The organism is Microvirga guangxiensis (assembly GCF_900102135.1).
Lineage (GTDB): Bacteria > Pseudomonadota > Alphaproteobacteria > Rhizobiales > Beijerinckiaceae > Microvirga > Microvirga guangxiensis.
Genome location: NZ_FMVJ01000013.1, coordinates 37,913 through 63,225, shown reverse-complemented (window position 1 = coordinate 63,225; position 25,313 = coordinate 37,913). Strand labels below are relative to the sequence as shown.

Here is a 25,313-nt window from a genome sequence, read left to right as displayed (position 1 = left end):
ATCACTACGACACGATCTCGGCATTCATCAAATCGATGCGCGGGTCGGATCCGGACGCCACCCTCTACTGGCTGGCTCGCCTGATCCATTCCGGCGAGTAGCCCCGCCTCATCGCCCGGCGCATTCTCATCCATGCCTCTGAGGATGTCGGGCTTGCCGACAACACAGCTCTGCAAACCGCGGCAGCTGCTCTCACGGCTGTCCAGCACGTCGGCTACCCAGAAGCCTAGATCGTGCTAGCGCATGCAGCTCTGCACATCGCCCGGGCACCGAAATCCAACTCGGCCTGCCGTGGTATCGGTATGGCCGGGCCGGTCAGACGTTTGAGGCACGGGCTGATACCTGGTGGGAGCGTGTTACCGGGCAACCGCAGCCACAGCATGAGCGAGAATAGCCCGGCGGCAGTTGAGTAGAAACTGGGGATGGAGCCATTTCCCTACTGCATAGTAGGAGAGCACCGATCCCAAGGTGGAATGAGATGAACGCTGCGCCCTTCGAAACCATTCCGGCCTGGCGAATCGCACGATTGAGGACAGCCTTGCGCGATGCCGAGCAGCGTGGTGCAGATCCGAATGATGACGGACACGATCTGCTCCACCGCGCCCTCCGGCGTCGCTTCGCACTGGCGCGAGGACGCGTGAAAGATTTGCCGAGACCGGCTTCCAGGCCAAAGACCACACGCAAAGGCCGCAAATTTCCGCACCTGAAACAGGTGATCATCTGGCGGGCCATTCTGAGCTGTCGCTCCTCGGCTTGGAAACAGGGTGACAGAGCGCCGTTTGGCAGCATCCGCAGGGCGCATGATCAGGCTGTTGCGGCGTGCCAGGCTGCTGGCTTAGCGCCGCCGCGCTACCGCACCGTTTATGTCCTGTGGCATCACGGCGTACCACCGTCTGATGTCGTTGCGGCGTTGCGAGGTGAGGATATGAAACCGACAGGGTAATGAACTTACCGGGCCGCGGGATGAAGCCGCCCCTTCCAGCGTTCATGGCGCGGGAGTTGAGCCGCGGCGGCCAGACGCCTCGTTATCCCGCGCTGGGCGACCTTCGACTTCACTGATGGTGCAGGCATTTCTGCCTCTGGAATGGCCCCGGATGCTATCTCCTGCTCAACAGCTCCAGCGGCCTTCTTATGTGGCTTCCGAGACTTGACCTTCATGCCGCTAGCTTGTGCAGACTGCAGGTCATGGACAGTCAGCGCGTCCTCTGCATCAAGAGGCGCCTTGTCGGCCTGGTGCAAGTTATTGGCACTGGCTGGCGCTCCCGCATGCGCTTCCATCACGTCTTCAGCAGCCGTCGCAGCCAAATTGAATTTAATCTGCTCTGGGGTGCCTCTCCCTGAGTAAGGCTTGCGTTAGGTAGGCTCAATGGGCACCGAGTTGCTCCACACCGGCTCCACAATGCTCGGAAGAATGCGTGGTGCAGCGGATGGTCCAGCGACCGCTTGAGGCTCATCTTTCCGGGAGATGTTGATGGTCTCGACCAGCGGCACTTCGAACAAACGCCTCGGCGGGAGTTGGCTACGCGGACCGGGGTCGCGGTATTTCTTGACTTCAACAGAGAACGGCTTTGGATGTCGCTTTCTCTTATACGCTTGTTATGATCTTGATAGATTACGGCTTAAGATCTTGCTTGTACGGCGCCAACATCGATACCACGTGTTGTTTTCCCATCTCGCATTCTAACTTCTCGTGAAGTTGGAAGACCTCAGAATATATTCTGAATGATTGCTTCCTCAGGACCAGAATCCGGTCTTGCCCTTGTAGAAGCCGAGTGGGTCGACGCAGCGCTGAAGGAACAACCTATGCAAAGATCCGCGACCAAGCCGAGGATCACAGCCAATGGACGACCCGCGGCACCCAGGCACTAGGAAAACGCTTCTGATCGTCTACCATTCGATGACTGGAGGCACCCGGCAGATGGTTGAGGTCGCCCGTGATGCAGCTTCGGAGCCAGCCGTGCGCGTGCGCCATCAGGTTGAATCGTTCGCTCTCAGCGCGAGCAGGATCAGGTTGGTGAGGCTCTCGATGATCATGGATGCCGTCTCGACGAGGTCGGTGTTGCCGCGCTCAAAGCGCTCCTGCGCCAGTAGATTGATCTCGCAGTGCAAACAGTCGGACATCCCACCCCCTTCCTTCTCTAGCAGCGAGTCGCATCCGGCCTACGCACGGCACCCCTTAGCAAGGTTTCTGGGACCAATCTAACAGGGTTCAGGTGCGCACGAGCGGCCGTGACAAGCAGAAAGTAGCGTACGCCAGGTCTAACGGGCGTGGCAGAATTAGCTGCCGCGCCGCGTTTACAGCGACCGCGCCAACTCGAGAATGCCGTTATTCTCGATGCCGAGTGCATCAATCTCCTCCTGCGCCTCTGTCTCCAGCGACCGTGACCAAGTGCAGAACCGGTCCTCGAAGAGGTCGAGCAGGTTGTTGAGAGCCGCATTCGAGACATCCGCCTGGGGATCTCTGGAGCGCCCTCGGGAGCCAGGCGTCGGCGCCGATAGGCGGACTCGGCGCTGACCTCCGAGCCGAACCAGAGCAAAGGATGAAAGTCCCGTCCATCCTCTGGTGGAACGGATACTGCCACCAGATCGAGAGAAGCGGGCCTGACGAAATGAGGAACCTGAATCTCGTATGAGCCCACCGAAAGCCGGGTGCGCAAGTACTCCACTTGGCACCGGTTGACCTCCAACAGTCTCCCCGCGCATGAGCCGGAGGCAGATCGGCCCGCTCCTCGGACGCCTCATGAACCCCCGCCTCTAATATCAGGCTGCTATGGGCCTTCTCGATCCTGACGAAGGTGCTGCGATGCGCATTGTCGGGAAGTAGCAGCGCTCCCGCGCGTCCTCGCCTCCCCTCTCCTTCCGGATCAGGCGAGCCACAGATGGAGCGATGATAAACAGGCGCTGCATCGGCACGCGGTAGGGCCTCTCTCATGCTCGGTGACGGGTTTGTGCTCTGCCCCTGAACTTAGGGCCAACCAGGCGAGTGACAGCTATCTCCGGGCAGGGGTGGGCTGACCTGACAACCCGCTCCTGATAAAGAGAAGCGCCCCGCATGGCAGAGGCGCTTGAGTTCCAAGGAGGACCAGCCCCCCAGCTGCTCCTTCATAATGGCTGAAGGATGGCAGTCTGGCTGTACCGATAAGCGCACAGGCGCCAGAAGATTGCCTTCAGAGGCTGGCTAGCAGCAGGCTAATGCTGATCAGCATGCCAAGGGAGGCGATAAATCTGATCATGGCAGAGGTGAATGTTGGCGCCGGTACAGGAGCAAAATCCGGTACTGCGACTTCTGTCTGGTGCATGGTGGAGACCTTCGGGAAATCAGCTGCTTTTGGAAAAGCGCCAAAGGGAGGAGCAATCACGCCGCTTGGCGGGTGTTTATCTGCGCGATTTGCACGCGGATGTCTGTAGCCGGCGGGACACACGACTGCTCGTGCTGCCGCGGCTTGGAGTGAGGCCGCGCCATGCGGGACGGCTGCGACCTCGAGCCCGTCCTGATTTACACCTTCTGGCTCCAGAGGAGGGTGCAGGATTGTCGATCCCTCTCGGCAGCCTACATCCCAAGTGTGGGTCAGTCCCTTGGCACACCAGCGGTCTGGTTGAGGTTGGGACAGCACCCCAGCCAGAGCGCCTCCTCCGGATGTTCGCGACGCAGCGGCGGCTGCCGTCTCACACGACCCGAGCGGCGGTATGACTGTTGTTGGTTTGCACCGGCGGGTGGCCGAGCCAGGCACACGGCTCTTCCGGCGACGGAAAGGTGTGCTCGACCTCCCGGAACGGAGACGGCAGCCTGCTCCAGGGCAGGTTCTCCAGCAGTTCGGCCGTCAAGGTGTAAGGCTGGTCCGAGCCGCTTCTCACGACGCTGCCGAGCACCTCGCCGTGCAGGAGCAGATTGTCAGGGGCGGGCGCCAGCTGGATCAGGGGATAGCTCATGATACGCCGTGTGCCGACGTGCGTTGCATCTCGATCCATTCGTAAGCTTTGGCAAGGACCGCTTCACGATCAGGCGCCATGATCAGGATCGGACGCTGCTTCAAGAGAGCAACAAACGCCAGCCATTCCAGGCCGCTTGGGCTCAGACGGATCTGGTAGCCTCTGTGCTCGACGAGCTCTGTATCCGGGTAATGATCAGGGTCCGTCATGGTGGCAAGGCAGGTCTGGTTCTGTCGCAACTCCTTCTTTTCTCTGGTGGGCTATGGCCCGCGGTTGCAAGAGAGGGTGACGCGAGATGTTCAAGGGCAGGCAATTTGATCGTTCAGTGATCCTGCTCTGTATGCGGTGATATCTGGCCTACAACCTGAGCCCGAGAAATCTAGAGGAGATGATGATCGAGCGGAGCATCTCCATCGATCACGCTACCATCGGACGTTGGATCGTCCGTTACTCACCAGAACTCCTCGAACGGTTCAATCGGCACAAGCGTCCTGTCAGCCGTGAATGGTATGTCGATGAGACGTAGATCAAGGTGCGCGGACGCTGGTTGTATCTCTACGGGACCATATACAACAACGGCGACACAGTCGAATTCTGGTTCAGCGAGCGGCGCAATCTGGCTGCTGCCAAGCGGTTTCTGAGGAAGGCGCTCAAACGGCACGTCCGACCAAGCAGATCATCATCGACGGCAGCCAAACCAAGCGCGACGCAATTATATCTTGTGACGCGACGAATAGGCTGCAGGGTCGGTCACGATGGGAGTTAAAGCCAATCCGGATCCGGCAAAATCGCTCCTTGAACAATAGGATTGAGCAGGATCACCGTGCCGTCAAACGGTGGGTTTGGCCAATGCTCGAGTTCAAATCAGTGAATAGCGCTTGTGCGATCATTGGCGGCATCCAGATGATCCACATGATGCAGAAGGGACAGGCGAAGTATACCTGCAGTCCGGGTCTTTTGCTTGCGGAGCAGTTCGAGCGGATCACTGCATAAGCGCCTACCGTTCACTCTGGCATCTCCTGTGTCTATTGCCAGAAGTTGCGACAGAGCCAGGCAAAGCGGGCAGCGACGCGATGTGCTTGTCCATCAGAAGATGAAAGGCCCTCGAGCGCATGCATCTTCGGGACAGTGCCTCGTCCTTGATAGGCGCTGTCCCGCACAAGAAGGCCATGAGTGTCACATCCAAGACTGTCTTTTGCACAATCTGCTACGGAATCGTACAGTGAGGTCAGTCGAAGACCACGACCTGCCGGATTGCCTTGCCCTGATCGAGAAGGTCGAAGCCCTCGTTGATTTGGTCAAGGGTCAACACGCCAGTCAGGAGCTTGTCGACCGGCAGCTTGCCTGCGCGATAGAGCGATATGAAGCGCGGGATGTCGCGCTGAGGTACGCAAGACCCCATGTAGCTGCCTCTCACGGTGCGCTCGTCAGCCACCAGGTTCACGGCCGGGATCGGGAATGCGGACGTGGGAGAGGCAAGCCCTGCGGTGACGGTCTGGCCGCCGCGCCGGGTGACCTTGTAGGCGGTTTCGAAAGCCGCTACGGCACCGGCCAGCTCTACGGCGTGATCAACGCCGCCGCCGGTCACGTCACGCACCTTCTGGACCACATCGGGATCGGAGGCGAGGAAAGTGTACGTCGCGCCCAGTTCACGGGCAACCTTAAGCTTCTCTTCGGAAAGATCGATGGCGACAATTGGGATGGCTCCCGAAGCCACAGCGCCCAGAAGGGCGGCAAGTCCCACGCCGCCTAAACCTACGATCGCCACGCTTTGGCCTGCCTGGACCTTACAGGTGTTCATCACAGCGCCAACGCCCGTTTGGACGGCGCAGCCAAAAAGTGCCAATTCGGCAAAGGGAATGCCCGGTTCGACCCTGATGATCGAATGGCGCGATATCACAGCATATTCCGCATAACCTGATACGCCGCAATGGTGATAGATATCGTGGTGATCGTCGCAGTCATGAATGCGAATCTGACCTGACATCAGCACGCCCTTGCCGTTGGCTTCGGCGCCCGGAATGCAAAGGGCAGCCCGGCCTTCGGCACATGGCAGGCAGCATCCGCAAGAGGGCTGGAAAGCCATCACGACGATGTCGCCTTCCTTTAGGTCACGAATGTTCGATCCCACTTTGGCGACGGTCCCTGCAGCCTCATGGCCCAGCACCATCGGGGTCGGACGTGGACGGTGGCCATTTATCACCGAAAGGTCGGAATGGCAGAGACCAGCGGCGCCGATCTTGACAAGCACTTCCTCGGGACCGGGATCATCCAGCTCGACCTCATCGATGACCAGCGGACGGCTCTTAGCGAAAGGTGCCTTGGCAGGAGAGTGTTTCAGGACTGCAGCGCGGATTTTCATGAATAGTCTCATTCAAACAATGACCGGGCCCTTTCGGACCCGGACGCAGTTTTGGGCTCAGCTTAGATCGTACGGCCGCCATCGACCGGCAATAGAACGCCGGTGATGAAGTTGGCATCATCCGACGCTAGATAGAGCGTGGCGCGGGCAATGTCGTCAGGACGAGACATGCGGCCCATCGGGATCGTCGCCACGAACTTTGCACGGTTCTCCGGCGTGTCGGGCAGCCCCATGAAGGCCTCCAGAAGACCCGTCTCGCCCATCACCGGGCAGATCGCATTCACCCTGATGTTGTCGGGAGCGAGTTCCACCGCCATGGATTGCGACAGGATGTTCACCGCGCCTTTGGTCGAGTTGTACCAGCTAAGGCCAGGACGGGGACGAATGCCCGCCACGGAGCCGATATTGACAATGGAGCCCTTCCCCTTCTGGCGCATCAACGGCACGATGATGTTGGAGATGTGGAAGATCGACTTCACGTTGATCGCATAGACGCGGTCGAACTCATCCTCGGTCACTTCAAGCATGGGCTTGTTGCGATGGGTCCAGCCGGCATTGTTCACCCAGATGTCGGGAACGCCAAAAACGTCCACCACCTTGGCGACGGCGGCGTCCATCTGCTCGCGTGAGGTCACATCCGCGGCGAGCGCCACCGCATTGGCGCCGATCTCGGCGGCCACGCGCTCGGCAGCATCCGCGCGTAGATCGAGCACGCCCACTTTCGCACCTTCCTCGGCGAAGAGTTTTGCAATGCCTTCTCCAAATCCGCCGCCTGCGCCGGTCACAACGGCGATCTTACCCTCAAGGCGACCTGCCCCCTTGCTCATTCGCGTAGCTCCTTCAATCATGCTTCATGACAATCGTTTTGAGCGCGGAAAACTCGTAAAGCGCTTCAAAGCCCTTCTCGCGGCCGTGGCCGGACTTCTTCACGCCACCGAAGGGCAGCTCGATTCCGCCGCCGGCGCCATAGGCGTTGATATAGACCTGACCCGCACGCACCTTGCGGGCCAGACGGACAGCGCGCTTGGTATCGGTCGTCCAGATTCCGGCCACAAGCCCGTATTCGGTTCCATTGGCCAATGCGAGCGCGTCCGCCTCATCCTTGAAGGGCATCGCCGCCAGGATGGGACCGAAAATCTCCTCACAGGCCAGCGGATTGTCGCGCGGGACCGGACCATAGATGGTGGGCAGCACATAGAAGCCGTCGGCGGGGGCTTTCTCATGCAGGGAGCCCTGGCCAATAACTGGGACGTTGTCGGCTTTGGCGCGCTCGAGGAACGACTCGATGCGGCGCTTCTGCTTGGCATTGATGACTGGGCCGAGATCGGGATTGTCTTCAGGAAGGCCCGTCTTCAGCGCGTTGAAGCGCTTGGCCAGTTCCGCCGTGACCTTGTCCCAGATCGAGTCCTGAATCAGAACACGTGCGCCCGCCGAGCAGGTTTGGCCCGAGTTCTGCACGATTGCCGCCACCACGACCGGGAGCGCGGCCTCGAGATCGGCGTCCTCGAAGATGATCTGCGGGGATTTTCCACCCAGCTCGAGCACACAGCCGACGTGGTTCTTGGCGGCTGCGGTCTGGACCATCACGCCCACCTGCGGGCTGCCCGTGAAGGAGATGAAATCGATGCCCGGATGCTCGGACAATGCAGCGCCCGCCTCATGGCCGAGGCCCGGCACCACGTTGATCGCTCCCGGCGGGAAACCGGCCTGCGCGGCGAGTTCCGCGACGCGCAGCGGTGCCAGACAGGCATCCTCGGCGGGCTTCAGCACTGTCGCGTTGCCCATTGCCAGCGCCGGAGCGAGCGTGCGGCCCATCATCTGGAGCGGATAGTTCCAGGGAATGATGTGCCCCGTCACGCCGAGCGGCTCGCGCTCGCCCGTCACGTAGTAGCCGTTCAGGAACGGGATCTGCTCGCCATGGACCTTGTCGGCCGCGCCGCCATAGAACTCGAAGTAGCGCGCGATCGCCTCGACATCGCCACGGGCAAGCCGCATGGGCTTGCCGCAGTCGCGGGCTTCAAGGGCGGCAAGCTCATCGATGTTCTCGAGAATGAGGCGTCCGAGCTTCTGAAGCAAGCGGCCGCGCTCGATCGGGTTCAGCTGCGACCAGGGACCACTCTCATAAGCCGCGCGCGCGGCTTTGACAGCCAGATCGACATCGGCAGGGCCCGAGGCCGCGATCTCGGCGAAGACCACGCCTTCTGCGGGGGCCACTACCGGCACGGTGCGGCCTGTCGAAACAGGAACCCATTCATTGTTGATGAAGGCTCCCTTGGCGGCGCGGATCTCGGCCGCACGCGGGTAAGCATAATTCATGCTTCCATCCTTTCAGTCATAAGATCGCTATCAATCTGGCCGCGCTCGACGGTGATGGTGCGTGCGGCGAAACTTTTCAGCAGGTGTGGGTTCGACTCGGTGATGATGATCGCCAGTGTCGGGTCGATCTCGCGCAATTTGCCAAGGGCTTCCGCGTAACGGTGGGCCAGCACTGGGGCCAATCCCTGGAACGGCTCGTCCAGGAGCAGAAGTTTGGTCGCGAGCATCATGGCACGGCCAAGGGCCACCATTTTGCCCTGGCCGCCCGAAACCGAGCCCGCGGGGCGCGGTCCAAGCGTCTCCAATTCGGGCATGACCAGATAGATGCGCTCCAGGCGGCGCTTCGTTTCGGCCGCATCAAGCCCCGCGACACGCGCCGGGAGCAGGATGTTTTCGGTGATGGTGAAGCGCGAGAACAGACGGCGGTCTTCGGGCGCATAGCCGATGCCGAGCTCAGGCCGCTTGTGCGCCACGATGTCTCGCAGGTTCCTGCCCTCGAAATGCATCTCCCCCGTCGACTGCGTGAAGCCCATGATGGTGCGCAGGAGCGTGGTTTTGCCGGCACCGTTGCGTCCTACCAGCGCGATCGTCTCTGCGGGATCGACCGTGACCGTGATGTGGCGAAGGATCGGGATATTGCCGATAGAGGCATGGACATTGGTCAACTTCAGCATGTCTTAGCCTCCGATCACATTTCGGATAACCTCGGGGTCGTTGAGCACGACGTCGGGTTTTCCTGTCGTCTGGATCTTGCCTTGCGCCCACACCGCAACGCGGGTGGCGTAACGCGACACCATCTCCATGTCGTGCTCGACAAAGACCGAGGAGACCTTGGCCTTGCGGAGCGCGTTCATCAGCGTCTCCATCACGTCAAACTTGTCGGCCGAGGCGACACCCGAAGTTGGCTCGTCCATCAGCAGAACGCGCGGCTTCAGCGCTAGCGCGATGGCGATGTCGGCCAGCTTGCGCTTTCCTTCCGGCAGTTCCGATGCCACTCGATCTCGAACGTCGGAGCATCCGACGAGCTCAAGCAGCTCCTCCATCTCGCGCCGTTCGGGAATGGCATGAAGATTGCGCAGCGGATTCCAGTGGCGTTCACGTACCGAAGCCGCGAGCAGCATGTTCTCCAACACCGTCTGCTCGGCGAACAGCTGGGGGATCTGGAAGGCGCGGGCGATCCCCAGACGGGTGATATCGCGGGGCGGATGCGCCGTGATCTCGCGGTTCTCGAAGCGGACGTAACCGCCTTGAGGCCGCAGGTAGCCGGTGCAGATATTGAGGAAAGTGGTTTTCCCGGCGCCGTTAGGACCGATGATGGCCAGGTGCTCGCCATCATACAGGGACAGATTGATTCCGTCGGCGGCGATGATGCCGCCGAAGTGCAACTTGAGTCCCTCTGCCTGCAGGAGAAGGCGGGGTGCGGACTGCTCGCTCATCGGCCTGCCTCCCCTGAAGTGACGGTTTTGACGCGGTTCCGACCCGTGAAGCGCCGGAAGAGTTCAACCATGCCGCCGGGCGCCCAAAGGATGATGAGGATCAAGGTCACGCCGAGGATGAGTTGCCAGCTGTCATCGAGCAGCGCCGCCGCGTAAGTGCGGACCGCTTCGAAGAGTACGGTACCGCCAAAAGCGCCCGCCACGTGGGCCGGACCTCCGAGAACGGCGATGAAGACGAGCTCGGACGAGCGCGTCCAGAAGGCATGTTCCGGTGTCGCAAGCCCCTGCACCATGCCCATGAACACGCCGCCAAGCCCGCAGAGCACCGCTGAGGCAATATAGCCGCCCAGGAGCACCGACTTGGCCGAAAGGCCGACATATTCGAGGCGGGTTTCGTTGGATTTCACCGCGCGCAGCGCTTCACCCATGGGCGAGCGCAGGTAGCGCCACACCAGCCAGACGCTCAAGAGTGCGAAGACGAGAATGACGTAGTAAATCGCGACGTCGAATTCCGCACGCCGGAGTTCCATCCCCAAAAGCGTCGGACGGCGAATGCGCATGCCGTCAGAGCCGCCTGTGATGTGGAAGGCTTTCTCGAGGATCGAATAGAACACCATTGAGAAGGCCAAGTTGATCATGCCGAAGAAGATTCCGCGGTAGCGGGTCACAAAGACGCCGACGATCGCACCGGCCACGCCAGAGGCAAGAATTGCGGCGGCAACCAGCACCATCATGTCGATGCCGCGAAAGGCGGATGACAGGAAGGCGGCGGCATAGGCGCCGATCGCGAAATACATCGCATGGCCGAACGAGACCTGGCCGGCGCGTAGCAGGATCAGGATTCCGAGCACCGCGAGGCCCTTGGCAAGACACATCGCGATGAAGGTGATCGAGGAGCCGAACGTGAACGGCACCGCGGCCAGCAATGCCGCAACCGCGATGAACGCGAGAAATTCCTTGTTCATCAGAACATTCCCACGACGCTCCTGCCGAACAGGCAATGAACCGTCAGCAGTGGTCCCCGCCGCGCCATCGGGTATGGCAGTCAGAAATTCTTTGCTCATCAGATTTTTCTCGCGGTGACTTTGCCGAAAAGGCCATTAGGCTTGATCAGAAGCACCAGCACCATGATCAGGTACGGCATGATGACCTCGAGCTCAGGGCTGAGATAGACGGCAAAGGCGCGCGCGATACCGATCATCAAGGCGGATATTGCCGCACCCTCGATCTGACCGAGGCCGGCGGTCGCGGCGACCGCGAAGGACAGCACGATCATGTTCGCGCCCATGCCTGTCACGAGCGAGGTCGTCGGCGTCGCCAGCGCTCCGCCCAAAGCGGCGAAGCAGGCTCCAATGACGAAGGTCATGAAATAGACCCGGGTGGCATTGATACCGATCGAAGTCGCCGCTTCGCGATCCTCAGTCACGGCGAGGATCTGCGCGCCCATCGAGGTATGACGCAGGAAATGACGCAGGGCGAACAGAACGACGATCGCCGCCGCCGGCAGGAACAGAACCTGGTACGCCGTGTAGTTGATACCGAAGAAGGAGACGTTGCCGAGCAGATTCAGCGGGGTCGACATGAAGTAGGGCTGCACGCCCCAGATCATGCGCTGCAGGTTTTCGAGGATCATGAAAACTGCGAAAGTCACGAGAAGCTGCAGAATCTCGTCTTTCGCATAGATGCGCTGGAGCAGGAGCCTTTCGAGCAGGCCTCCTAGCACAATGCCCACGATGGTCGCCCCGGCAAAAAGCGCGGGGAAGGTGAGCCATGGATTATAGCCGTTGGCGACAAGCCATTGTCCCAAGGTGGCGGCGACATAAGCACCAATCGCATAAAGACTGCCGTGCGCAATGTTCAGGATGCCAAGAACCCCGAAGATCAGGGTCAGGCCGACGGCAACCAGGAATAAAAGTGACGCATATGCTATGCCGTCGAGCAATGCGAGGACGGCGAAGTTCAGAGTCATGAGGATATCTCGATACGTGGGCCAGACACGAAGACCGGCCCGATAAGCGGAGGGCGGCGCAGTGGAGCTACGTCGCGATCGCGTGGCGGCCCGCCATGGCGAGCCGCCAACGTCAGCCGAGACTACTTATGGCTGAACGATGTCGAGGGGACCTTGCTCAGGAAGTCTGGCTTGAACTTGGCAATCCACTTCAGCGAGTTCTCGCCGACCGGAGCCATGAGGTCCTTGCCGTCGTAGAGCTCCATCTTGTCGATCACTTTGAAGTTGTAGCCGTCACGCTTCGCCGTGGTGCCGACGAGCTGCGCCTCGACAGCCTGGCCGTCTTCCCGGATCACCAGCGGGCGACCCAGACCCTGGAATTCAAGGCCGACCATGGCTTCGGCAACCTGCTCCTTGGTCGGCCATTCACCGCCATTGGCCTTGATCGCCTTGTCATAGACCGCTTCGAGCGCCGCGAAGGCCTGGACCATGTGCGCAGCCGAGTAGATCGGATATTCGCCGGTGCGCGCCTTGAACTTCTCATTGAAGGTCTTGAACTTCTCCTTGTCGCGCATCTCCGGATGCAGGAAGTAGTGGTCACCACGCGCGCCCACGATAACGCCCTCGGGCAGGTCGTCGCCCAGACGCTGCAGCGAGGATTCGGCCAGCGGCAGGACGAACTTCGATGTCTCGAACAGGCCGCGCTGCTTGGCCTGACGCACGAAGGTGTCGAGGTCGCCACCCCAGGAGGTCGACAGAATGACGTCCGGCTTCAGAGCCTGCAGGCGCGACACTTCGGTCGAGAAGTCAGCGGCGCCGAATGCAGGGAAGAGCTCGGCAACGACCTTCACATCAGGACGCTGGATCTTCAGCGCGTTGGAGAATATCTCCCAGCTGTCACGGCCCCAGGCATAGTCCTGGTTCACGACGGCGATGGTCTTGAAGTCCGGATTCGCCTTCAGCAGGTAGGCCAGCGGCGCCAGAACTTCGGGCGTGGCATTCGCCTGGGTGCGGAAGACGTAGTCATATTTGTCGTCTTCGAGGATGCGCTGAGTGCCGCAATCCCACATGAAATTCACGACTTCCAGGTCTTCCGCCAGTGGGGCCATCTTATTGCATACGCCGGAGGAGATCGAAGCGAAGGTGACTTCCACGCCTTCGTCTTCAACGAGACGGCGGTATTCGGTCATCAGCGTCTCGAGGCCGGCGCCTTCATCGATGAAGTAGAGCTTGAGCGGAACGCCGTTCACGCCGCCCTTCGCGTTGATCTCCTCCGCGAGGATTTCAGCCGCATGGCGTGCAGGCACGCCGAAAACGGACGCCGAGCCCGAGCTATAGGTCGTGATGCCGATCTTCAACTCGGCGGGCTTGTCGGCAGCCCAAGCCGCGCCGGTCAGCGTCGCAGCAGAAAGGGCCGCAGTCAGAACGCCACCAAGGTAAAGCGCTTTGAATTTCATTGATTCCTCCCGAACCAGTCCCCGCCCGGAGGTGGGTCCTCCAGGCGGCCCAAACATTGGGAGCGCCATAACCTTAAGGCAAATCGATAATTTCGCTGCCGCCCATAGAAACTTGTTATAAGACTTTTGGAGGACTAATGAATTCGTTCCATGACGGCATCACACGCGCAGCTGCAGCTCATCGTACGGCTGACATCTGCGCGACATGCGGAGCAGAAACCAACCTGCCGGACGAGGCCGATCTTCCTCAGGTCGCCTCCAGCTCCTGAGACAGGACACCTGCCCATCTCTCGGATTTCACCAGATCCCTGAGAACCTCGTAGGTCAGAGCTTCGATCGCAGCGACGGCGTGGATCTTGGGGCGGTTTGTCGCGTAGGCGATGTGGACGCCGCGCGTGAGGTTTGGCTCGCATATGCGCCAACTGTGCAAGACGCCCGCAGTCACTTCCTTCGCAATCGCATTGAACGGCAGGATAGAGTAGCCGTAGTGAACAGCCACCAGCTCCTTGATGCTGCTGTAGGAATCGACGTCGATCACAGTGTTCAGAACAATGTTTCGAGACAGAGCATTCTGCTCGATCAGATCGCGCAATCCGTGACTGGGGCTGGGCAGGATCAATGGAAATTTCGCCACATCGGCGAAGGCGAGGCTGCTCTGTGCGGGATCGGGCACGTGGCCGCCGGGCAATGGATTGGCCGGCCCGAAGAAGACCAGTTCTTCATCGAGGACGTGAGTGAGGCGAATTCCGGCGTCATCGGGTCTGTTGTAGAGGACCGCCAGATCAACCCGCTGCTCGCGCAGCCACTCCAGCACGAACCCGCTCATGGCTTCGGCGATGCGCAGTTTCAGCCTCGGATATCGCGCGCGCGCAGCCATGATCAGCGGAACGGCAAGATGCTGGCTGATCGTTCCCGGCAGGCCCAGCCGCACCTCGCCGGCAGGATCGTTCTCCTGGCCCCGGATCTCCTCCTCGACGAGGGCAAGCTGGTCGAGAATGATGCGGGCGTTCCTCAACAGGATCTCGCCCGCTTCCGTCGGTACGACGCCTTTAGGGCTGCGGAGCAGGAGAGAGGTGCCCAAATGGGCTTCCATGTTGCGCACATGGAGCGAGAGCGCCGGCTGAGCAATGTTCAGAAGCGAGGCGGCGCGTGAAAAGGATTTCTGCTCGACAATCGCTATGAAATAGCGAAGCTGACGGATGTCCATGAGCCTCCCAGCATAAATTTAATGTATGACTAAGCGCCGGATACCATGCACGAAGGTTATAGCGCAATGACAGGACCGGCCTGGATCAGGGCAAGAATGGGGTGACTACCGATACGACCTCCCCCGCCTGTATTCCCATGGGACGATAAGGACAGGTTCCTGAGCCTCGGCGGAATGAAGCGACGGGCGCTGTGGATAGATTTTTTCTATACCCGCAAAACCAATTGAATATTTCCCTTATGCCCTTCGGCCTTTCATCTTCTGGGCGAATTCAGAACAGGAATATTTCATGGCGAGCCGTCTCCCCGCGTTCACTTTGCCGCTTTTCGTCCCCGGTGACCGACCGGAGCGTTTCGCCAAAGCCGCAGCCGCTGGTCCCGATGCCATCATTGTCGACCTCGAAGATGCGGTGGCGACGGACAACAAGGTGGCGGCCCGGGAGGGTCTGGCCGGAGCGCTGGCTGAAGCCAATCTCGGAGCGCTGCCGGTTCTTCTGCGGGTGAACTCCATTGATGTGGAATGGGCGGAGGATGATCTGGCCACGGCGTCGAAGCTGCCGCTCGCAGGGATCATTTTGCCCAAGGCTCAAACGGCCGACGATATTCTGGCTGCAAGCCAAGCTTCGAGTCTGCCGGTAATCGCGCTGGTGGAAAGTGCGTGGGGACTGAGAAACATCTTCGAGATTGCTGAAGCCGCTGATCGCATCGCCTTTGGCTCGATCGATTTCGCGGCCGATCTGAACATCGGTCATACCCGCGAGGCGCTTCTTTTCGCTCGTTCCCAGATCGCCCTAGCTTCGCGCTGTTCCGAAAAGCCTGCGCCGATCGACGGTGTGACCACGGACATCAAGGATGCGGCTGTTATCACCTCCGACAGCAGATATGCGATGGAACTGGGTTTTGGCGGAAAGCTCCTGATCCACCCGGCCCAGATCGCCCCTGCCCGTGAAGGCTTCATGCCGACCGAGGCCGAGATCGATTGGGCGGCCCGCGTGCTCGAAGCCGCCGCATCGGGAGCTGCCGCGATCAAAGTGAATGGGGCCATGGTCGATGCCCCTGTCATCATCAAAGCACGCCAGATCTATCTAAGGGCAGGAAAGGAAGTCTGAAGCATGAGCGTGACCCGCACCCTCGCGACATTCGCGGTCGAGACAAAAACCGAAAGCCTGCCCCCTGAAGTTCCCGCTCGTGCCCTTGCTTTGGCAAGCGATCTGATCGGCTCGATCATCCGGGCGGCGAACGAGTCGGATTCGACTCCTTCGGTGCTGAAGATGCTTGCCCGGATGGGGCTCGATGCGCCCGGAGAATGCTCGGTCTTCGGCCTTTCGCGCCGCTATGCGCCGGCGGCTGCCGCCCTGTTGAACGGCACCTTCGGCCACTCGCTCGATTTCGACGACACGCATTCCGACAGCTCGCTTCATCCGTCAGCTCCCGTCGTCCCCGCGGCTCTTGCGGCCGCCGAGATGACCGGTGCATCTGGCGCCGATTTTCTCGCCGCGGTCGTCGTGGGCTTCGAGATCTGCTGCCGCCTGGGCAATGCGCTTGATCCGACCGCACATTACGCTCGCGGATTCCATCCGACGGCGACGGCGGGGACCTTCGGAGCGGCAGCCGCTGCGGGCCGCCTTCTGGGACTCACCGTCGATCAGATGTGCTCGGCCTTCGGTGTCGCGGCAAGCCAGGCCTCGGGCTCGCTCCAGTTCCTAGTGAATGGTGCCTGGAACAAGCGCTACCAAGTGGGCGAGTCCGCGATGAAGGGGCTGATCGCGGCAACACTCGCGCTCGAAGGCTTTCACGGCTCGGCCGATGCCATCGATGGAAAGCATGGTTTCCTGAGGGGCTACAGCGACGGCGCCGATCCGGCCAAGGCCATCGCCGGCCTGGGAGAGATCTGGGAGACGATGAAGATCGGCGTCAAGCCTTTCCCTGCCTGTCGCTATACCCATGCCGCCGTCGATGGGCTTCTGGTATTGAAGCGCGAGCATGGTTGGACCGTTGCAGATATCGAGAGCATCACCGTGGGCCTCCACCGCAATGGCATCACTCTCGTGGGAGCGCCGCTCGCCGAGAAGCGCCGCGCGCGCAGTGTCGTCGAAGGGCAGTTCTCGATGCCTTTCGCGGCAGCCGTCGCCCTGACCCGCGATCGCTTTGGCTGGGATGATTACGATCTTCTGGGCAAGCCGCAGATCGACGAACTCGCCGACAAGGTCGACGTGATCTGCGATGAGAGCCTTGAAGGATTGCGCCATCCTTTCGGCGCCACGCTAAAGGTCCGCGCCAGAGGACAGGAGTATGACCTGCGGATCGCCGATCCCTCGGGCGAGCCTGAAACTTTCCCGAGCCCAGAGGCTTCGATCGAAAAATTCCGTGCTCTGGCTGGTCCCTGCCTGAACGCGAGGACCGAGCCCATGCTGGACAGACTTGCGGCCCTGGGCCGCGCCGAGAGCCTGAAGGGATATTTCGGCTGAAGGAGAAGACGATGAGCTTGGAACTTGATGTCGATCATCTGAAAGGCTGGATCGGGGCCGAGCGTGTTAGCGAGGATGTCATCACGCCTCGTCTCGCGAATTCGCTGGCTGCGGTCCTGGATGAGCATTGCGATCTGAAAGTCGGCGATCTGGCGCCCGTGGGCATTCACTGGTGCCTGTCGCCCGATATCGCGCCCATGTCGGGGCTAGGACCGGATGGCCACCCCGCGCGAGGCGGCTTCCTGCCGCCCGTTCCGTTGCCGCGCCGCATGTGGGCCGGCGGCGACCTGCGCTTCTCTGGTGAGTTCCACGTGGGTGACGAGGTCAAGCGGATGTCGCGCATCTCCGATGTGACGGTGAAGATGGGCCGCACAGGCACGCTCTGCTTCGTGGCGGTCGATCACGAGTATCACACCAGCGCAGGCCTCGTGCTGCAGGAGCGCCATGACATCGTTTACCGTGCGCTTGAAGCGCCCTCGGGCGGGCAGCCGCCGAAGGTCGATCTTCCCGCGCCGGACCGGACGCTCGAAGTTGAGGGAACGCCGGTGCTCCTCGCGCGCTATTCCGCAGTGACCTTCAACGGCCATCGCATCCATTACGATCGCGAGTATTGTATCAAAGAAGAATTCTATCCGGGCCTGATCGTGCATGGCCCGCTACAGGCGAACTTCCTCCTGCGCATGGCCCGTCAGATGAACGGCGATGCCTTCCCGGCGCGCTTCACGTTCCGTGGCGCCTCCCCACTTTTCGACGGTTCAGTCTTCACCGTGAATGGCAAGGCCGAAGGCGCTTCGCTCAAGCTCTGGGTGGGGAATGGCGATGGCGTCATGACCATGCAGGCTAGCACGGAATAAGCCGCCAGCGGGCTTCTTCCAACAAGGAAGCTGGCTCAGCCCTGGCAAAACTCTGCGAAAAGTTTTGAGACTTGAGGCGATGACGACAGAAGGATGCTCCCGTCATCGCGAATTCTATACAGGACAGTTCGCCTTACCCCTGCTTCGCCGTCGCCTCTGCAATCCGTTTCCGCCAGAGCTCAGGGCCGGTCTTGTGAATCGATTGGCCCGTGGCATCGACCGCAACCGTCACCGGCATGTCGACCACGTCCATTTCGTAAATCGCCTCCATGCCGAGGTCTTCGAATGCCAGCAGTGTCGCGGAACGGATCGATTTCGAGATGAGGTAGGCCGCGCCTCCCGTTGCCGTCAGATAGACTGCGCCGTGACGAGCCAATGCCTCGACCGTGGCGTCACCACGCTCAGCCTTGCCGATCATGCCAAGGAGCCCGGTTTCCAGCATCATCTCGCTAAAACCGTCCATCCGCGTGGCGGTGGTGGGACCTGCAGGGCCCACGGCTTCATCGCCGACGGCATCGACGGGGCCCACGTAATAGATGAGCCGGTCCTTGAACTCGACAGGGAAGCGTTCGCCTCTGGCCTTCATGTCGGCGAGGCGCTTATGGGCGGCGTCCCGCCCCGTGAGAATGCGCCCTGTCACGAGCAGCGTCTCACCTACTTTCCACTCCTTGATGTCGCCGCGAGTCAACTCATTGAGATGGACTCGTCTGGCGGTACCGCTTTCCTCTTCGAGGATCTCGGGCCAATCGCTCAGCGCAGGAGGTTCAAACTCTGCCGGCCCACTCCCGTCGAGGTGAAAATGCACATGCCGGTTTGCCGCGCATTGCGGGATAAGTGCCACGGGTTTCGAGGCCGCATGTGTGGGATAGGTCGCGATCTTCACATCAACAACCGTCGTCATCCCGCCCAACCCCTGTGCTCCAATGCCAAGCGCGTTGATCTTTTCGTACAGCGAGATACGCAGTTCTTCGATCGGGCTCTGCGGCCCGCGCTCGAGCAGTTCGAGCATGTCGATGGGTTCGTTCAATGCCTCCTTAGCAATAAGCATGGCCTTCTCGGAACTGCCGCCTACACCAAGGCCGATCATGCCGGGTGGGCACCAGCCTGCACCGAGCGTCGCCATGGTGGCCAGGACCCAGTCCTCGATCGAGGCTGCCGGGTTCAGCGTGGTGAAGCGCACCTTGTTTTCTGACCCACCGCCCTTGGCTCCGATGGTCACATCAAGACCGCGGCCGGGCACCAACTTGGTGTGGACCACCGCAGGCGTGTTGTCACGAGTGTTCCTCCGTTCGAAGATAGGGTCCGCCACCATCGACGCCCGCAGGGGATTTCCGTTATCCAAATAGGCATGCCGCACGCCCTCGTTGATCAGATCCTCGAGCGGGCGATCAGAGAGGATGCGGCTTTCCATCCCGAGCTTCACGAAGACGACGATCATGCCCGTATCCTGGCAGATCGGGCGGCGCCCATAGGCCGCCATGCGCGAATTGCGCAGGATCTGCGCTATCGCGGCTTTCGCTGCAGGGCTTTCCTCGCGCGCGTATGCCGCACTCAGGTGGCGAATGTAGTCGGCCGGATGGAAATAGGAGATGAACTGCGCTGCTCGATACACGCTTTCGACGATGTCATCCCCTCTTATATCCATGGCAGGACCCTTTGCTGGCTTCTCGGCACGACCTTGGCCAAGGGCAAGCTGAATTTCAATAAGCAATAAATTCTAGAGGCCATAGCTTGATGTTCTGAACCCCATCGAACGTCATGGTCCATGCTTCCGCCATCCTTCGGATCCTAACGCGCAATACCGGACCTGTCCCTCGTGGAACAATCTTGGCTGTGCGCTTTCGGAATAGGTGAAGCCAGCCTGACGTCCGCGATATAATAAAGCTATATGCGATAGTAAAAGTGTATATTTGACTTGTATCGACCCATCCGAAAATTTCCCTGAATACCAAGCTGCCCCGCTCAAGGTTCAGAACTGCAGATTCTCCATGACACAATCTATCGCCGACCGGCACCAAGACATCCGGGACGCCGTGCGCGCCCTCTGCTCGCAATTTCCCGCCGAGTATCACCGCAAGATCGACGAGGCCCGCGGCTACCCCGAGGAATTCGTGGACGCGCTGACCAAGGCGGGTTGGATGGCGGCCCTGATCCCCGAGGAATACGGCGGCTCGGGCCTCGGCCTGGCCGAGGCTTCGGTGATCATGGAAGAGATCAACCGTGCGGGTGGCAATTCGGGCGCCTGCCACGGACAGATGTACAACATGAACACGCTCGTGCGTCACGGCTCGGAAGAGCAGCGCCAGCGCTATCTCCCGAAGATCGCCACGGGCGAACTGCGCCTACAATCGATGGCCGTGACCGAGCCAACCACTGGCACCGACACGACCAAGATCAAGACGACTGCCGTCAAGAAGGGCGACCGGTATGTCATCAACGGCCAGAAGGTCTGGATCAGCCGCGTGCAGCATTCGGATCTGATGATCCTTCTGGCCCGCACCACGCCTCTCTCGGAAGTGAAGAAAAAATCCGAGGGGCTGTCGATCTTCATCGTCGACATCAAGGGAGCCATGAAGAGCGGGATGCAGGTCCGTCCGATCCTGAACATGGTGAACCACGAGACCAACGAGCTCTTCTTCGACAATCTTGAGATCCCCGCAGAGAACCTGATCGGCGAGGAGGGCCAGGGTTTCAAATACATCTTGACCGGCCTCAATGCCGAGCGCGTCCTGATTGCGGCGGAATGCATTGGCGATGGCTACTGGTTCACCGACAAGGTCGTGCAATACGCCAAGGAGCGCGTCGTCTTCGGTCGTCCGATCGGCCAGAATCAGGGCGTGCAGTTCCCCATTGCAGAGGCCTTCATCGAGCTCGAAGCGGCCAATCTCATGCGCTTCGAGGCGTGCCGCCTCTATGACACGAAGCAGGCCTGCGGTGCGCAGGCAAACATGGCGAAATATCTTGCTGCGAAAGCCAGCTGGGAAGCCGCCAATGCATGCATCCAGTTCCACGGCGGGTTCGGCTTTGCCTGCGAATACGATGTCGAGCGCAAGTTCCGCGAAACGCGCCTCTATCAGGTGGCTCCGATCTCGACCAACCTCATCCTGAGCTATGTCGCCGAGCACGTGCTCGGCCTGCCGAGGTCGTTCTGATGGCACAGGCATCCCTTCCGCTCAACGGACTGACGGTCGTCGCTCTTGAACAGGCGGTGGCCGCGCCCTTCGTCTCGTCCCGTCTGGCGGATGCCGGAGCGCGGGTCATCAAGATCGAGCGTCCGGGCGGTGACTTCGCCCGTGGGTACGATGATGTCGCCAAAGGCCAGTCGAGCTATTTTGTCTGGCTGAATCGCGGAAAGGAATCCGTTGCGGCCGATCTGACCAAGCCCGAGGACAAGGCCATGTTCGCCGAGTTGCTGGCTGGGGCGGATGTGCTGATCCAGAACCTCAAGCCCGGCGCGCTCGAACGCCTCGGCTTCAGCTTCGAGCATCTGGCGACGGAATATCCAAGGCTGATCGTCTGCTCGATCTCGGGCTATGGTGAAACCGGCCCCATGGCCGACCGCAAGGCCTACGATCTGCTGATCCAGGCCGAGACTGGTCTCTGCTCCATCACGGGCGGGCCGGAAGGGCCGTCGCGCGTGGGAATTTCGATTGTCGATATTGCAACTGGGGCCACTGCTCACGCCGCCATCCTCGAGGCGCTGATCCGCCGCGGGATCACTGGCAACGGGGCGCAGATCTCGATCTCAATGTTCGACGTCATGGCAGATTGGCTGACGGTCCCGCTTCTCCAGCAGGAAGGCGGCAAGCCGCCGAAACGCCTGGGCCTCGCCCATCCCTCCATCTCCCCCTATGGCGTCTTCACCTGCAAGGATGATCGCCAGATCCTGATCTCGATCCAGAGTGATCGGGAATGGGTGAAATTGGCAGCCGAGTTCATCGGCCGTCCCGAGTTGGGACATGATCCCAAATACGCAACCAACGTGGCCCGCGTCGAGAACCGGTCTGCCACCGACGGTGCCGTGGCCGACGCCTTCGCAGCCATGACGGGCGAAGAGGCCGTCGAAAAGCTCATCAAGGCCGATATTGCATTCGCTTCAATGAATGACATGGCGCTGCTTTCGTCGCACCCGCAACTGCGCCGCATTACAGTGGATACGCCGAACGGGCCTGTCTCCTACCCCGCGCCTGCACCCATCTTCTCGGACGATACCCGCAGATATGGCGCGGTTCCGCCCGTGCCGGTCCGGACGGCATGACCCGGAGCGGTTCCACTGACAGCCGCTCGGGCTTGAGACCGAAGCGTTCAGCCGTGGATCCGTCACGAACGTTTTATTTCAGAATCCCAGCTGCTGAGACCTCTGTCACAGTAGTGGTGGACGGGGTATTCAAGGGCAGGCATTTTGATCGATCGGTGATCCTGCTCTGCATCCGGTGGTCCCTCGCTTATGGCCTCAGCCTCCGAAACTAGGGAGATGATGGCCGAGCGTGGCATCTTCGTCGATCACGCCACGATCCACAGATGGATTGTCCGGTACTCGCCCGAACTTCTGAAGCGCCTCAATACCCGCAAGCGAGCCGTGACCGGCAAGTGGCATGTCGACGAGACATACATCAAGGTCCGCGGGCGGTGGATGTGTTTGTACCGCGCGATCGACAGCCATGGCGGCACGGTTGAGTTTCGGTTCAATGAGCGGCGCAACCTGCCTGCCGCCTAGCGGTTTCTGCGCAAGGCTCTCAAGCGGCATGGCCGGCCTGAGCGGATCGTGATCGCCGGCAGCCAGACGAACCGCGAAGCGATCCTGTTGTGTGATACCGCAGACCGGCTCCAGGATAGAACACAGCGTGATCTGAAGCCTATTCGCATCCGGCAATGTGCCTACCTCAATCATCGTAGCGAGCAGGATCATCGCGCCATCAAGCGCCGGGTCCGATCCATGATTGGGTTCCAGTCCGCGGTCACGGCCCGTGTGATCCTCAGTGGAGACGAGCTGGTCCACATGATGCGCAAGCAACAGGCGAGTATGCCTGCAATCGACAGCCGCCCCTTGCGGAGCAGTTTGATCGGCTCGCCGCATGAGCGTGTCATGAAGACCTGCTCCTTTCTCACCCCTGCTCCAGATTCGCGACTGAGCTCCTTCGAGCGGTTCCGCTTGGCACGCTATCCGGCAACCCTCTCTCAGATGGTGCTAACGCATGCGGGGTTGTTCTCAAGCCTTGAAATCTTGGCCGTTCACGGCCATCTCGTCGCCTGCCGGAGCAACAAGGTTTATCTCACGCCATGACGACTGCTGACACCACTCCCTCCCTTGAGAGCCACACTTTTGAGGCCGATGTCGCCAAGTTGCTGCACCTGATGGTGCACTCGGTCTATTCCGACAAGGACGTCTTCCTGCGCGAGTTGGTCTCGAACGCGGCCGATGCCTGCGAGAAGCTGCGCTACGAGGCGATCTCCCATCCCGCACTGCTCGACGATGATCCTAAGGCCCGGATCACGCTGCTGATCGATCCCGACAACCGCCGCTTGACGGTTGAGGACAACGGCATCGGCTTAAGTCGGGACGAGATGATCGAGGCGCTCGGCACTATTGCACGCTCGGGCACAAAGGCATTCATGGAGCGAATCCAGGCTGCCCAAGGCGGCGAAGGAGCCCAGCTCATCGGGCAGTTCGGCGTCGGCTTCTACTCGGCCTTCATGGTGGCTGACCGGGTCGAGGTCGTCTCACGCCGCGCCGGCAGTGAGGAGGCCACGATCTGGTCGTCCGACGGCAAGGGCTCCTATACAGTTGCGCCGATCGCGTTGGATGAGGCCCCCGCCCGCGGCACCCGGGTCATCCTACACCTGATGGAGGAGGCAAGGTCCTACACGGAGCGTTACCGGCTCGAGCGTATCGTCAAGGAGCAGTCCGGCCATGTTCCGGTGCCGATCGCCATTGTCGAAAAGCCCGGGGCGGAGCCGCAGGAGGTCGCCGACGGCGCCGCTCTCTGGGTGAAGCCGCGCTCCGAGATCAAGCCTGAGGAGTACACCGATTTCTACCGCAGCGTGGCCGGCCAGTTCGACGAGCCGGCCCTGACGGTGCATTTCCGGGCCGAGGGGCGCCACGAATACACAGCGCTTGCCTTCGTTCCGGGCTCCACACCGTTTGACCTGTTCGATCCTGAACGCCACGGACGGATGAAGCTTTACGTCAAGCGGGTCTTCATCACCGACGAAGCGGATATTCTGCCGCGCTACCTGCGCTTCGTGCGCGGGCTCGTCGATTCGGCTGACCTTCCGCTCAACGTCTCGCGCGAGATGATCCAGGAAAGCCCGCTCCTCGCGGCGATCAAGAAGGGTGTGACCAGCCGGATCTTGAGCGAGCTTGAGAAGCTCGCGCAGAACGAGCCGCAAGCCTACACCAAGGTGTGGGAGACCTTCGGACCGGTGCTGAAGGAAGGCCTCTACGAGGACTTCGAGCGGCGCCAGGCCCTGTTGGGCTTGGCCCGGTTCAAGACCACCGCGTCGGGCGACGGGTGGCGCTCGCTCAAGGATTATGTCAGCGCATTCAAGGAGAACCAGACCGCGATTTACTATGTGACGGGAATGGATCTCGCCCGGCTCAAGGCCTCGCCGCAGCTTGAGGGCTTCCGAGCCCGCGGCATCGAGGTGCTGCTGCTGCCTGATCCGGTCGACAGCTTCTGGGTCACGGCCGGCGTCGACTACGAGGGCAAGCCGTTCAAGTCGGTCACCCAGGGCGCCGCGGACCTTGCGCCGATCCCGCTGACCGAGACCCAGGAAAACGCGGGTGCGCCGACACCAGAAGCGGTGACGCAGTTCATCCAATCCGTGAAAGCGACCCTTGGGGAGGCCGTCGCTGATGTGCGCGCCTCGGAGCGGCTGACGGAAAGCGCTGTCTGCCTCGTGGCGTCCGAGACCGGCATGGATCGCCAACTCGAGCGGCTTCTCGCCCGCGCAGGTCAGTTGACGTCCGCGGCTAAACCCATTCTGGAGATCAATCCGCGCCATGAACTCGTCGTAGCCCTGGGCAACCTGGGCGAGGATCAGCAAGCGCTCCGTGAAGACGCCGCCCACCTGCTGTTGGACGAGGCGCGGATCCTGGATGGAGAATTGCCGGCCGACACGAAGGCGTTCTCGCAACGTCTGGCGCGGGTGATGCGGCGATGCGTGCCGTAAGGCTCCCCTGACATAGCTTTCGGTGGCTGGCGGGATACGGTCGGTGCTCGCTGCATCCCGTCCCGGACCTGACCGATGGTCTGGCCTTGTCCGTCAGGGCGATCTCCCAGAGAACCCTAAGCCCGATATCGGTTCATCATTTGGGATGGAAGGCATCGGGCGA

20 protein-coding genes and 3 pseudogenes are annotated in these 25,313 nt (G+C 60.9%); 11 read left to right on the top strand and 12 right to left on the bottom strand.

The window, feature by feature from the left end:
- Positions 1-8 precede the first annotated feature (8 nt).
- From BLP10_RS23710 to BLP10_RS22955, 3 genes and pseudogenes are all read left to right on the top strand, one after another.
- Positions 9-101: pseudogene (locus tag BLP10_RS23710) on the top strand (hypothetical protein); the annotation flags it as partial.
- Between the two features lie 9 nt (positions 102-110).
- On the top strand, positions 111-230 hold the full coding sequence (locus BLP10_RS23705; protein ID WP_342026211.1) for an AAA family ATPase: 120 nt from the start codon (positions 111-113) through the stop codon (positions 228-230).
- 248 nt (positions 231-478) lie between these two features.
- Positions 479-943 (top strand): hypothetical protein, encoded by a 465-nt coding sequence (locus BLP10_RS22955; RefSeq protein WP_139165537.1) that lies wholly within the window; start codon positions 479-481, stop codon positions 941-943.
- Positions 944-1,971: 1,028 nt separating this feature from the next.
- Here the strand turns inward: BLP10_RS22955 and BLP10_RS23255 are convergent.
- Complete coding sequence (locus BLP10_RS23255; protein WP_175493968.1) at positions 1,972-2,121, bottom strand: hypothetical protein; 150 nt, start codon at positions 2,119-2,121, stop codon at positions 1,972-1,974.
- Positions 2,122-3,666: 1,545 nt separating this feature from the next.
- Entirely contained in the window at positions 3,667-3,969 is a 303-nt protein-coding gene (locus tag BLP10_RS18755) for a hypothetical protein (protein ID WP_244510687.1), read from the bottom strand.
- A gap of 313 nt (positions 3,970-4,282) precedes the next feature.
- On the opposite strand from BLP10_RS18755, the pseudogene BLP10_RS18745 reads away from it, so the two are divergent.
- Positions 4,283-4,923: pseudogene (locus tag BLP10_RS18745) on the top strand (IS6 family transposase).
- 235 nt (positions 4,924-5,158) lie between these two features.
- Here the strand turns inward: BLP10_RS18745 and BLP10_RS18740 are convergent.
- From BLP10_RS18740 to BLP10_RS18700, 9 genes are all read right to left on the bottom strand, one after another.
- Complete coding sequence (locus BLP10_RS18740) at positions 5,159-6,292, bottom strand: zinc-dependent alcohol dehydrogenase family protein (protein ID WP_091138092.1); 1,134 nt, start codon at positions 6,290-6,292, stop codon at positions 5,159-5,161.
- A gap of 62 nt (positions 6,293-6,354) precedes the next feature.
- Entirely contained in the window at positions 6,355-7,119 is a 765-nt protein-coding gene (locus tag BLP10_RS18735; protein WP_091138090.1) for a glucose 1-dehydrogenase, read from the bottom strand.
- A 13-nt stretch (positions 7,120-7,132) separates the two neighbouring features.
- Entirely contained in the window at positions 7,133-8,608 is a 1,476-nt protein-coding gene (locus BLP10_RS18730; protein WP_091138087.1) for an aldehyde dehydrogenase family protein, read from the bottom strand.
- Positions 8,605-9,282: an ABC transporter ATP-binding protein gene (locus BLP10_RS18725; RefSeq protein ID WP_091138085.1), complete on the bottom strand. Its 678-nt coding sequence runs from the start codon at positions 9,280-9,282 to the stop codon at positions 8,605-8,607. The genes BLP10_RS18730 and BLP10_RS18725 overlap by 4 nt, the downstream gene beginning before the upstream one ends.
- A 3-nt stretch (positions 9,283-9,285) precedes the next feature.
- Entirely contained in the window at positions 9,286-10,044 is a 759-nt protein-coding gene (locus BLP10_RS18720; protein WP_091138082.1) for an ABC transporter ATP-binding protein, read from the bottom strand.
- Positions 10,041-11,108: a branched-chain amino acid ABC transporter permease gene (locus BLP10_RS18715; protein ID WP_244510685.1), complete on the bottom strand. Its 1,068-nt coding sequence runs from the start codon at positions 11,106-11,108 to the stop codon at positions 10,041-10,043. The genes BLP10_RS18720 and BLP10_RS18715 overlap by 4 nt, the downstream gene beginning before the upstream one ends.
- Positions 11,108-12,013, bottom strand: coding sequence for a branched-chain amino acid ABC transporter permease (locus BLP10_RS18710; RefSeq protein ID WP_091138078.1), 906 nt, complete (start codon positions 12,011-12,013; stop codon positions 11,108-11,110). Before BLP10_RS18710 ends, BLP10_RS18715 begins: the two co-directional genes overlap by 1 nt.
- Before the next feature lie 122 nt (positions 12,014-12,135).
- On the bottom strand, positions 12,136-13,449 hold the full coding sequence (locus BLP10_RS18705) for an ABC transporter substrate-binding protein (RefSeq protein WP_091138075.1): 1,314 nt from the start codon (positions 13,447-13,449) through the stop codon (positions 12,136-12,138).
- A 247-nt stretch (positions 13,450-13,696) separates the two neighbouring features.
- Positions 13,697-14,656, bottom strand: a complete 960-nt coding sequence (locus BLP10_RS18700; RefSeq protein ID WP_091138073.1) for a LysR family transcriptional regulator — start codon at positions 14,654-14,656, stop codon at positions 13,697-13,699.
- Positions 14,657-14,945: 289 nt separating this feature from the next.
- Here BLP10_RS18700 and BLP10_RS18695 point away from each other — a divergent pair, with 289 nt between their 5' ends.
- From BLP10_RS18695 to BLP10_RS18685, 3 genes are read left to right on the top strand one after another with little or no spacing between them, the layout of a single operon-like run.
- Positions 14,946-15,764, top strand: coding sequence for an HpcH/HpaI aldolase/citrate lyase family protein (locus tag BLP10_RS18695; protein WP_091138071.1), 819 nt, complete (start codon positions 14,946-14,948; stop codon positions 15,762-15,764).
- A 3-nt stretch (positions 15,765-15,767) separates the two neighbouring features.
- Positions 15,768-17,123 (top strand): MmgE/PrpD family protein, encoded by a 1,356-nt coding sequence (locus tag BLP10_RS18690; RefSeq protein ID WP_091138068.1) that lies wholly within the window; start codon positions 15,768-15,770, stop codon positions 17,121-17,123.
- An 11-nt stretch (positions 17,124-17,134) separates the two neighbouring features.
- Complete coding sequence (locus BLP10_RS18685) at positions 17,135-17,977, top strand: HTD2 family dehydratase (protein ID WP_091138066.1); 843 nt, start codon at positions 17,135-17,137, stop codon at positions 17,975-17,977.
- 133 nt (positions 17,978-18,110) lie between these two features.
- Here BLP10_RS18685 and BLP10_RS18680 read toward each other — a convergent pair whose 3' ends face one another.
- Entirely contained in the window at positions 18,111-19,622 is a 1,512-nt protein-coding gene (locus BLP10_RS18680) for a fumarate hydratase (protein WP_091138064.1), read from the bottom strand.
- A gap of 343 nt (positions 19,623-19,965) precedes the next feature.
- Here BLP10_RS18680 and BLP10_RS18675 point away from each other — a divergent pair, with 343 nt between their 5' ends.
- From BLP10_RS18675 to htpG, 4 genes and pseudogenes are all read left to right on the top strand, one after another.
- The gene (locus tag BLP10_RS18675) at positions 19,966-21,129 is read left to right on the top strand and encodes an acyl-CoA dehydrogenase family protein (protein WP_091138062.1); all 1,164 of its coding nucleotides are present in this window, start codon (positions 19,966-19,968) and stop codon (positions 21,127-21,129) included.
- Positions 21,129-22,235: a CaiB/BaiF CoA transferase family protein gene (locus BLP10_RS18670; RefSeq protein WP_091138060.1), complete on the top strand. Its 1,107-nt coding sequence runs from the start codon at positions 21,129-21,131 to the stop codon at positions 22,233-22,235. Before BLP10_RS18675 ends, BLP10_RS18670 begins: the two co-directional genes overlap by 1 nt.
- A gap of 116 nt (positions 22,236-22,351) precedes the next feature.
- Positions 22,352-23,056: pseudogene (locus tag BLP10_RS18665) on the top strand (IS6 family transposase).
- A gap of 201 nt (positions 23,057-23,257) precedes the next feature.
- The gene (htpG, locus tag BLP10_RS18655; RefSeq protein WP_091138055.1) at positions 23,258-25,150 is read left to right on the top strand and encodes a molecular chaperone HtpG; all 1,893 of its coding nucleotides are present in this window, start codon (positions 23,258-23,260) and stop codon (positions 25,148-25,150) included.
- Positions 25,151-25,313 lie beyond the last annotated feature (163 nt).

Bases quoted from the DNA above. Each gene is read 5' to 3' on its own strand.
- BLP10_RS18680 (WP_091138064.1), bottom strand. From the start codon at position 19,622: ATGGATATAAGAGGGGATGACATCGTCGAAAGCGTGTATCGAGCAGCG.
- BLP10_RS18725 (WP_091138085.1), bottom strand. From the start codon at position 9,282: ATGCTGAAGTTGACCAATGTCCATGCCTCTATCGGCAATATCCCGATC.
- BLP10_RS18690 (WP_091138068.1), top strand. From the start codon at position 15,768: ATGAGCGTGACCCGCACCCTCGCGACATTCGCGGTCGAGACAAAAACC.
- htpG (WP_091138055.1), top strand. From the start codon at position 23,258: ATGACGACTGCTGACACCACTCCCTCCCTTGAGAGCCACACTTTTGAG.
- BLP10_RS18675 (WP_091138062.1), top strand. From the start codon at position 19,966: ATGACACAATCTATCGCCGACCGGCACCAAGACATCCGGGACGCCGTG.
- BLP10_RS18735 (WP_091138090.1), bottom strand. From the start codon at position 7,119: ATGAGCAAGGGGGCAGGTCGCCTTGAGGGTAAGATCGCCGTTGTGACC.
- BLP10_RS18740 (WP_091138092.1), bottom strand. From the start codon at position 6,292: ATGAAAATCCGCGCTGCAGTCCTGAAACACTCTCCTGCCAAGGCACCT.
- BLP10_RS18670 (WP_091138060.1), top strand. From the start codon at position 21,129: ATGGCACAGGCATCCCTTCCGCTCAACGGACTGACGGTCGTCGCTCTT.
- BLP10_RS18715 (WP_244510685.1), bottom strand. From the start codon at position 11,108: ATGAGCAAAGAATTTCTGACTGCCATACCCGATGGCGCGGCGGGGACC.
- BLP10_RS23255 (WP_175493968.1), bottom strand. From the start codon at position 2,121: ATGTCCGACTGTTTGCACTGCGAGATCAATCTACTGGCGCAGGAGCGC.
- BLP10_RS18720 (WP_091138082.1), bottom strand. From the start codon at position 10,044: ATGAGCGAGCAGTCCGCACCCCGCCTTCTCCTGCAGGCAGAGGGACTC.
- BLP10_RS18700 (WP_091138073.1), bottom strand. From the start codon at position 14,656: ATGGACATCCGTCAGCTTCGCTATTTCATAGCGATTGTCGAGCAGAAA.
- BLP10_RS18710 (WP_091138078.1), bottom strand. From the start codon at position 12,013: ATGACTCTGAACTTCGCCGTCCTCGCATTGCTCGACGGCATAGCATAT.
- BLP10_RS18695 (WP_091138071.1), top strand. From the start codon at position 14,946: ATGGCGAGCCGTCTCCCCGCGTTCACTTTGCCGCTTTTCGTCCCCGGT.
- BLP10_RS18730 (WP_091138087.1), bottom strand. From the start codon at position 8,608: ATGAATTATGCTTACCCGCGTGCGGCCGAGATCCGCGCCGCCAAGGGA.
- BLP10_RS18685 (WP_091138066.1), top strand. From the start codon at position 17,135: ATGAGCTTGGAACTTGATGTCGATCATCTGAAAGGCTGGATCGGGGCC.
- BLP10_RS22955 (WP_139165537.1), top strand. From the start codon at position 479: ATGAACGCTGCGCCCTTCGAAACCATTCCGGCCTGGCGAATCGCACGA.
- BLP10_RS18705 (WP_091138075.1), bottom strand. From the start codon at position 13,449: ATGAAATTCAAAGCGCTTTACCTTGGTGGCGTTCTGACTGCGGCCCTT.
- BLP10_RS18755 (WP_244510687.1), bottom strand. From the start codon at position 3,969: ATGGATCGAGATGCAACGCACGTCGGCACACGGCGTATCATGAGCTAT.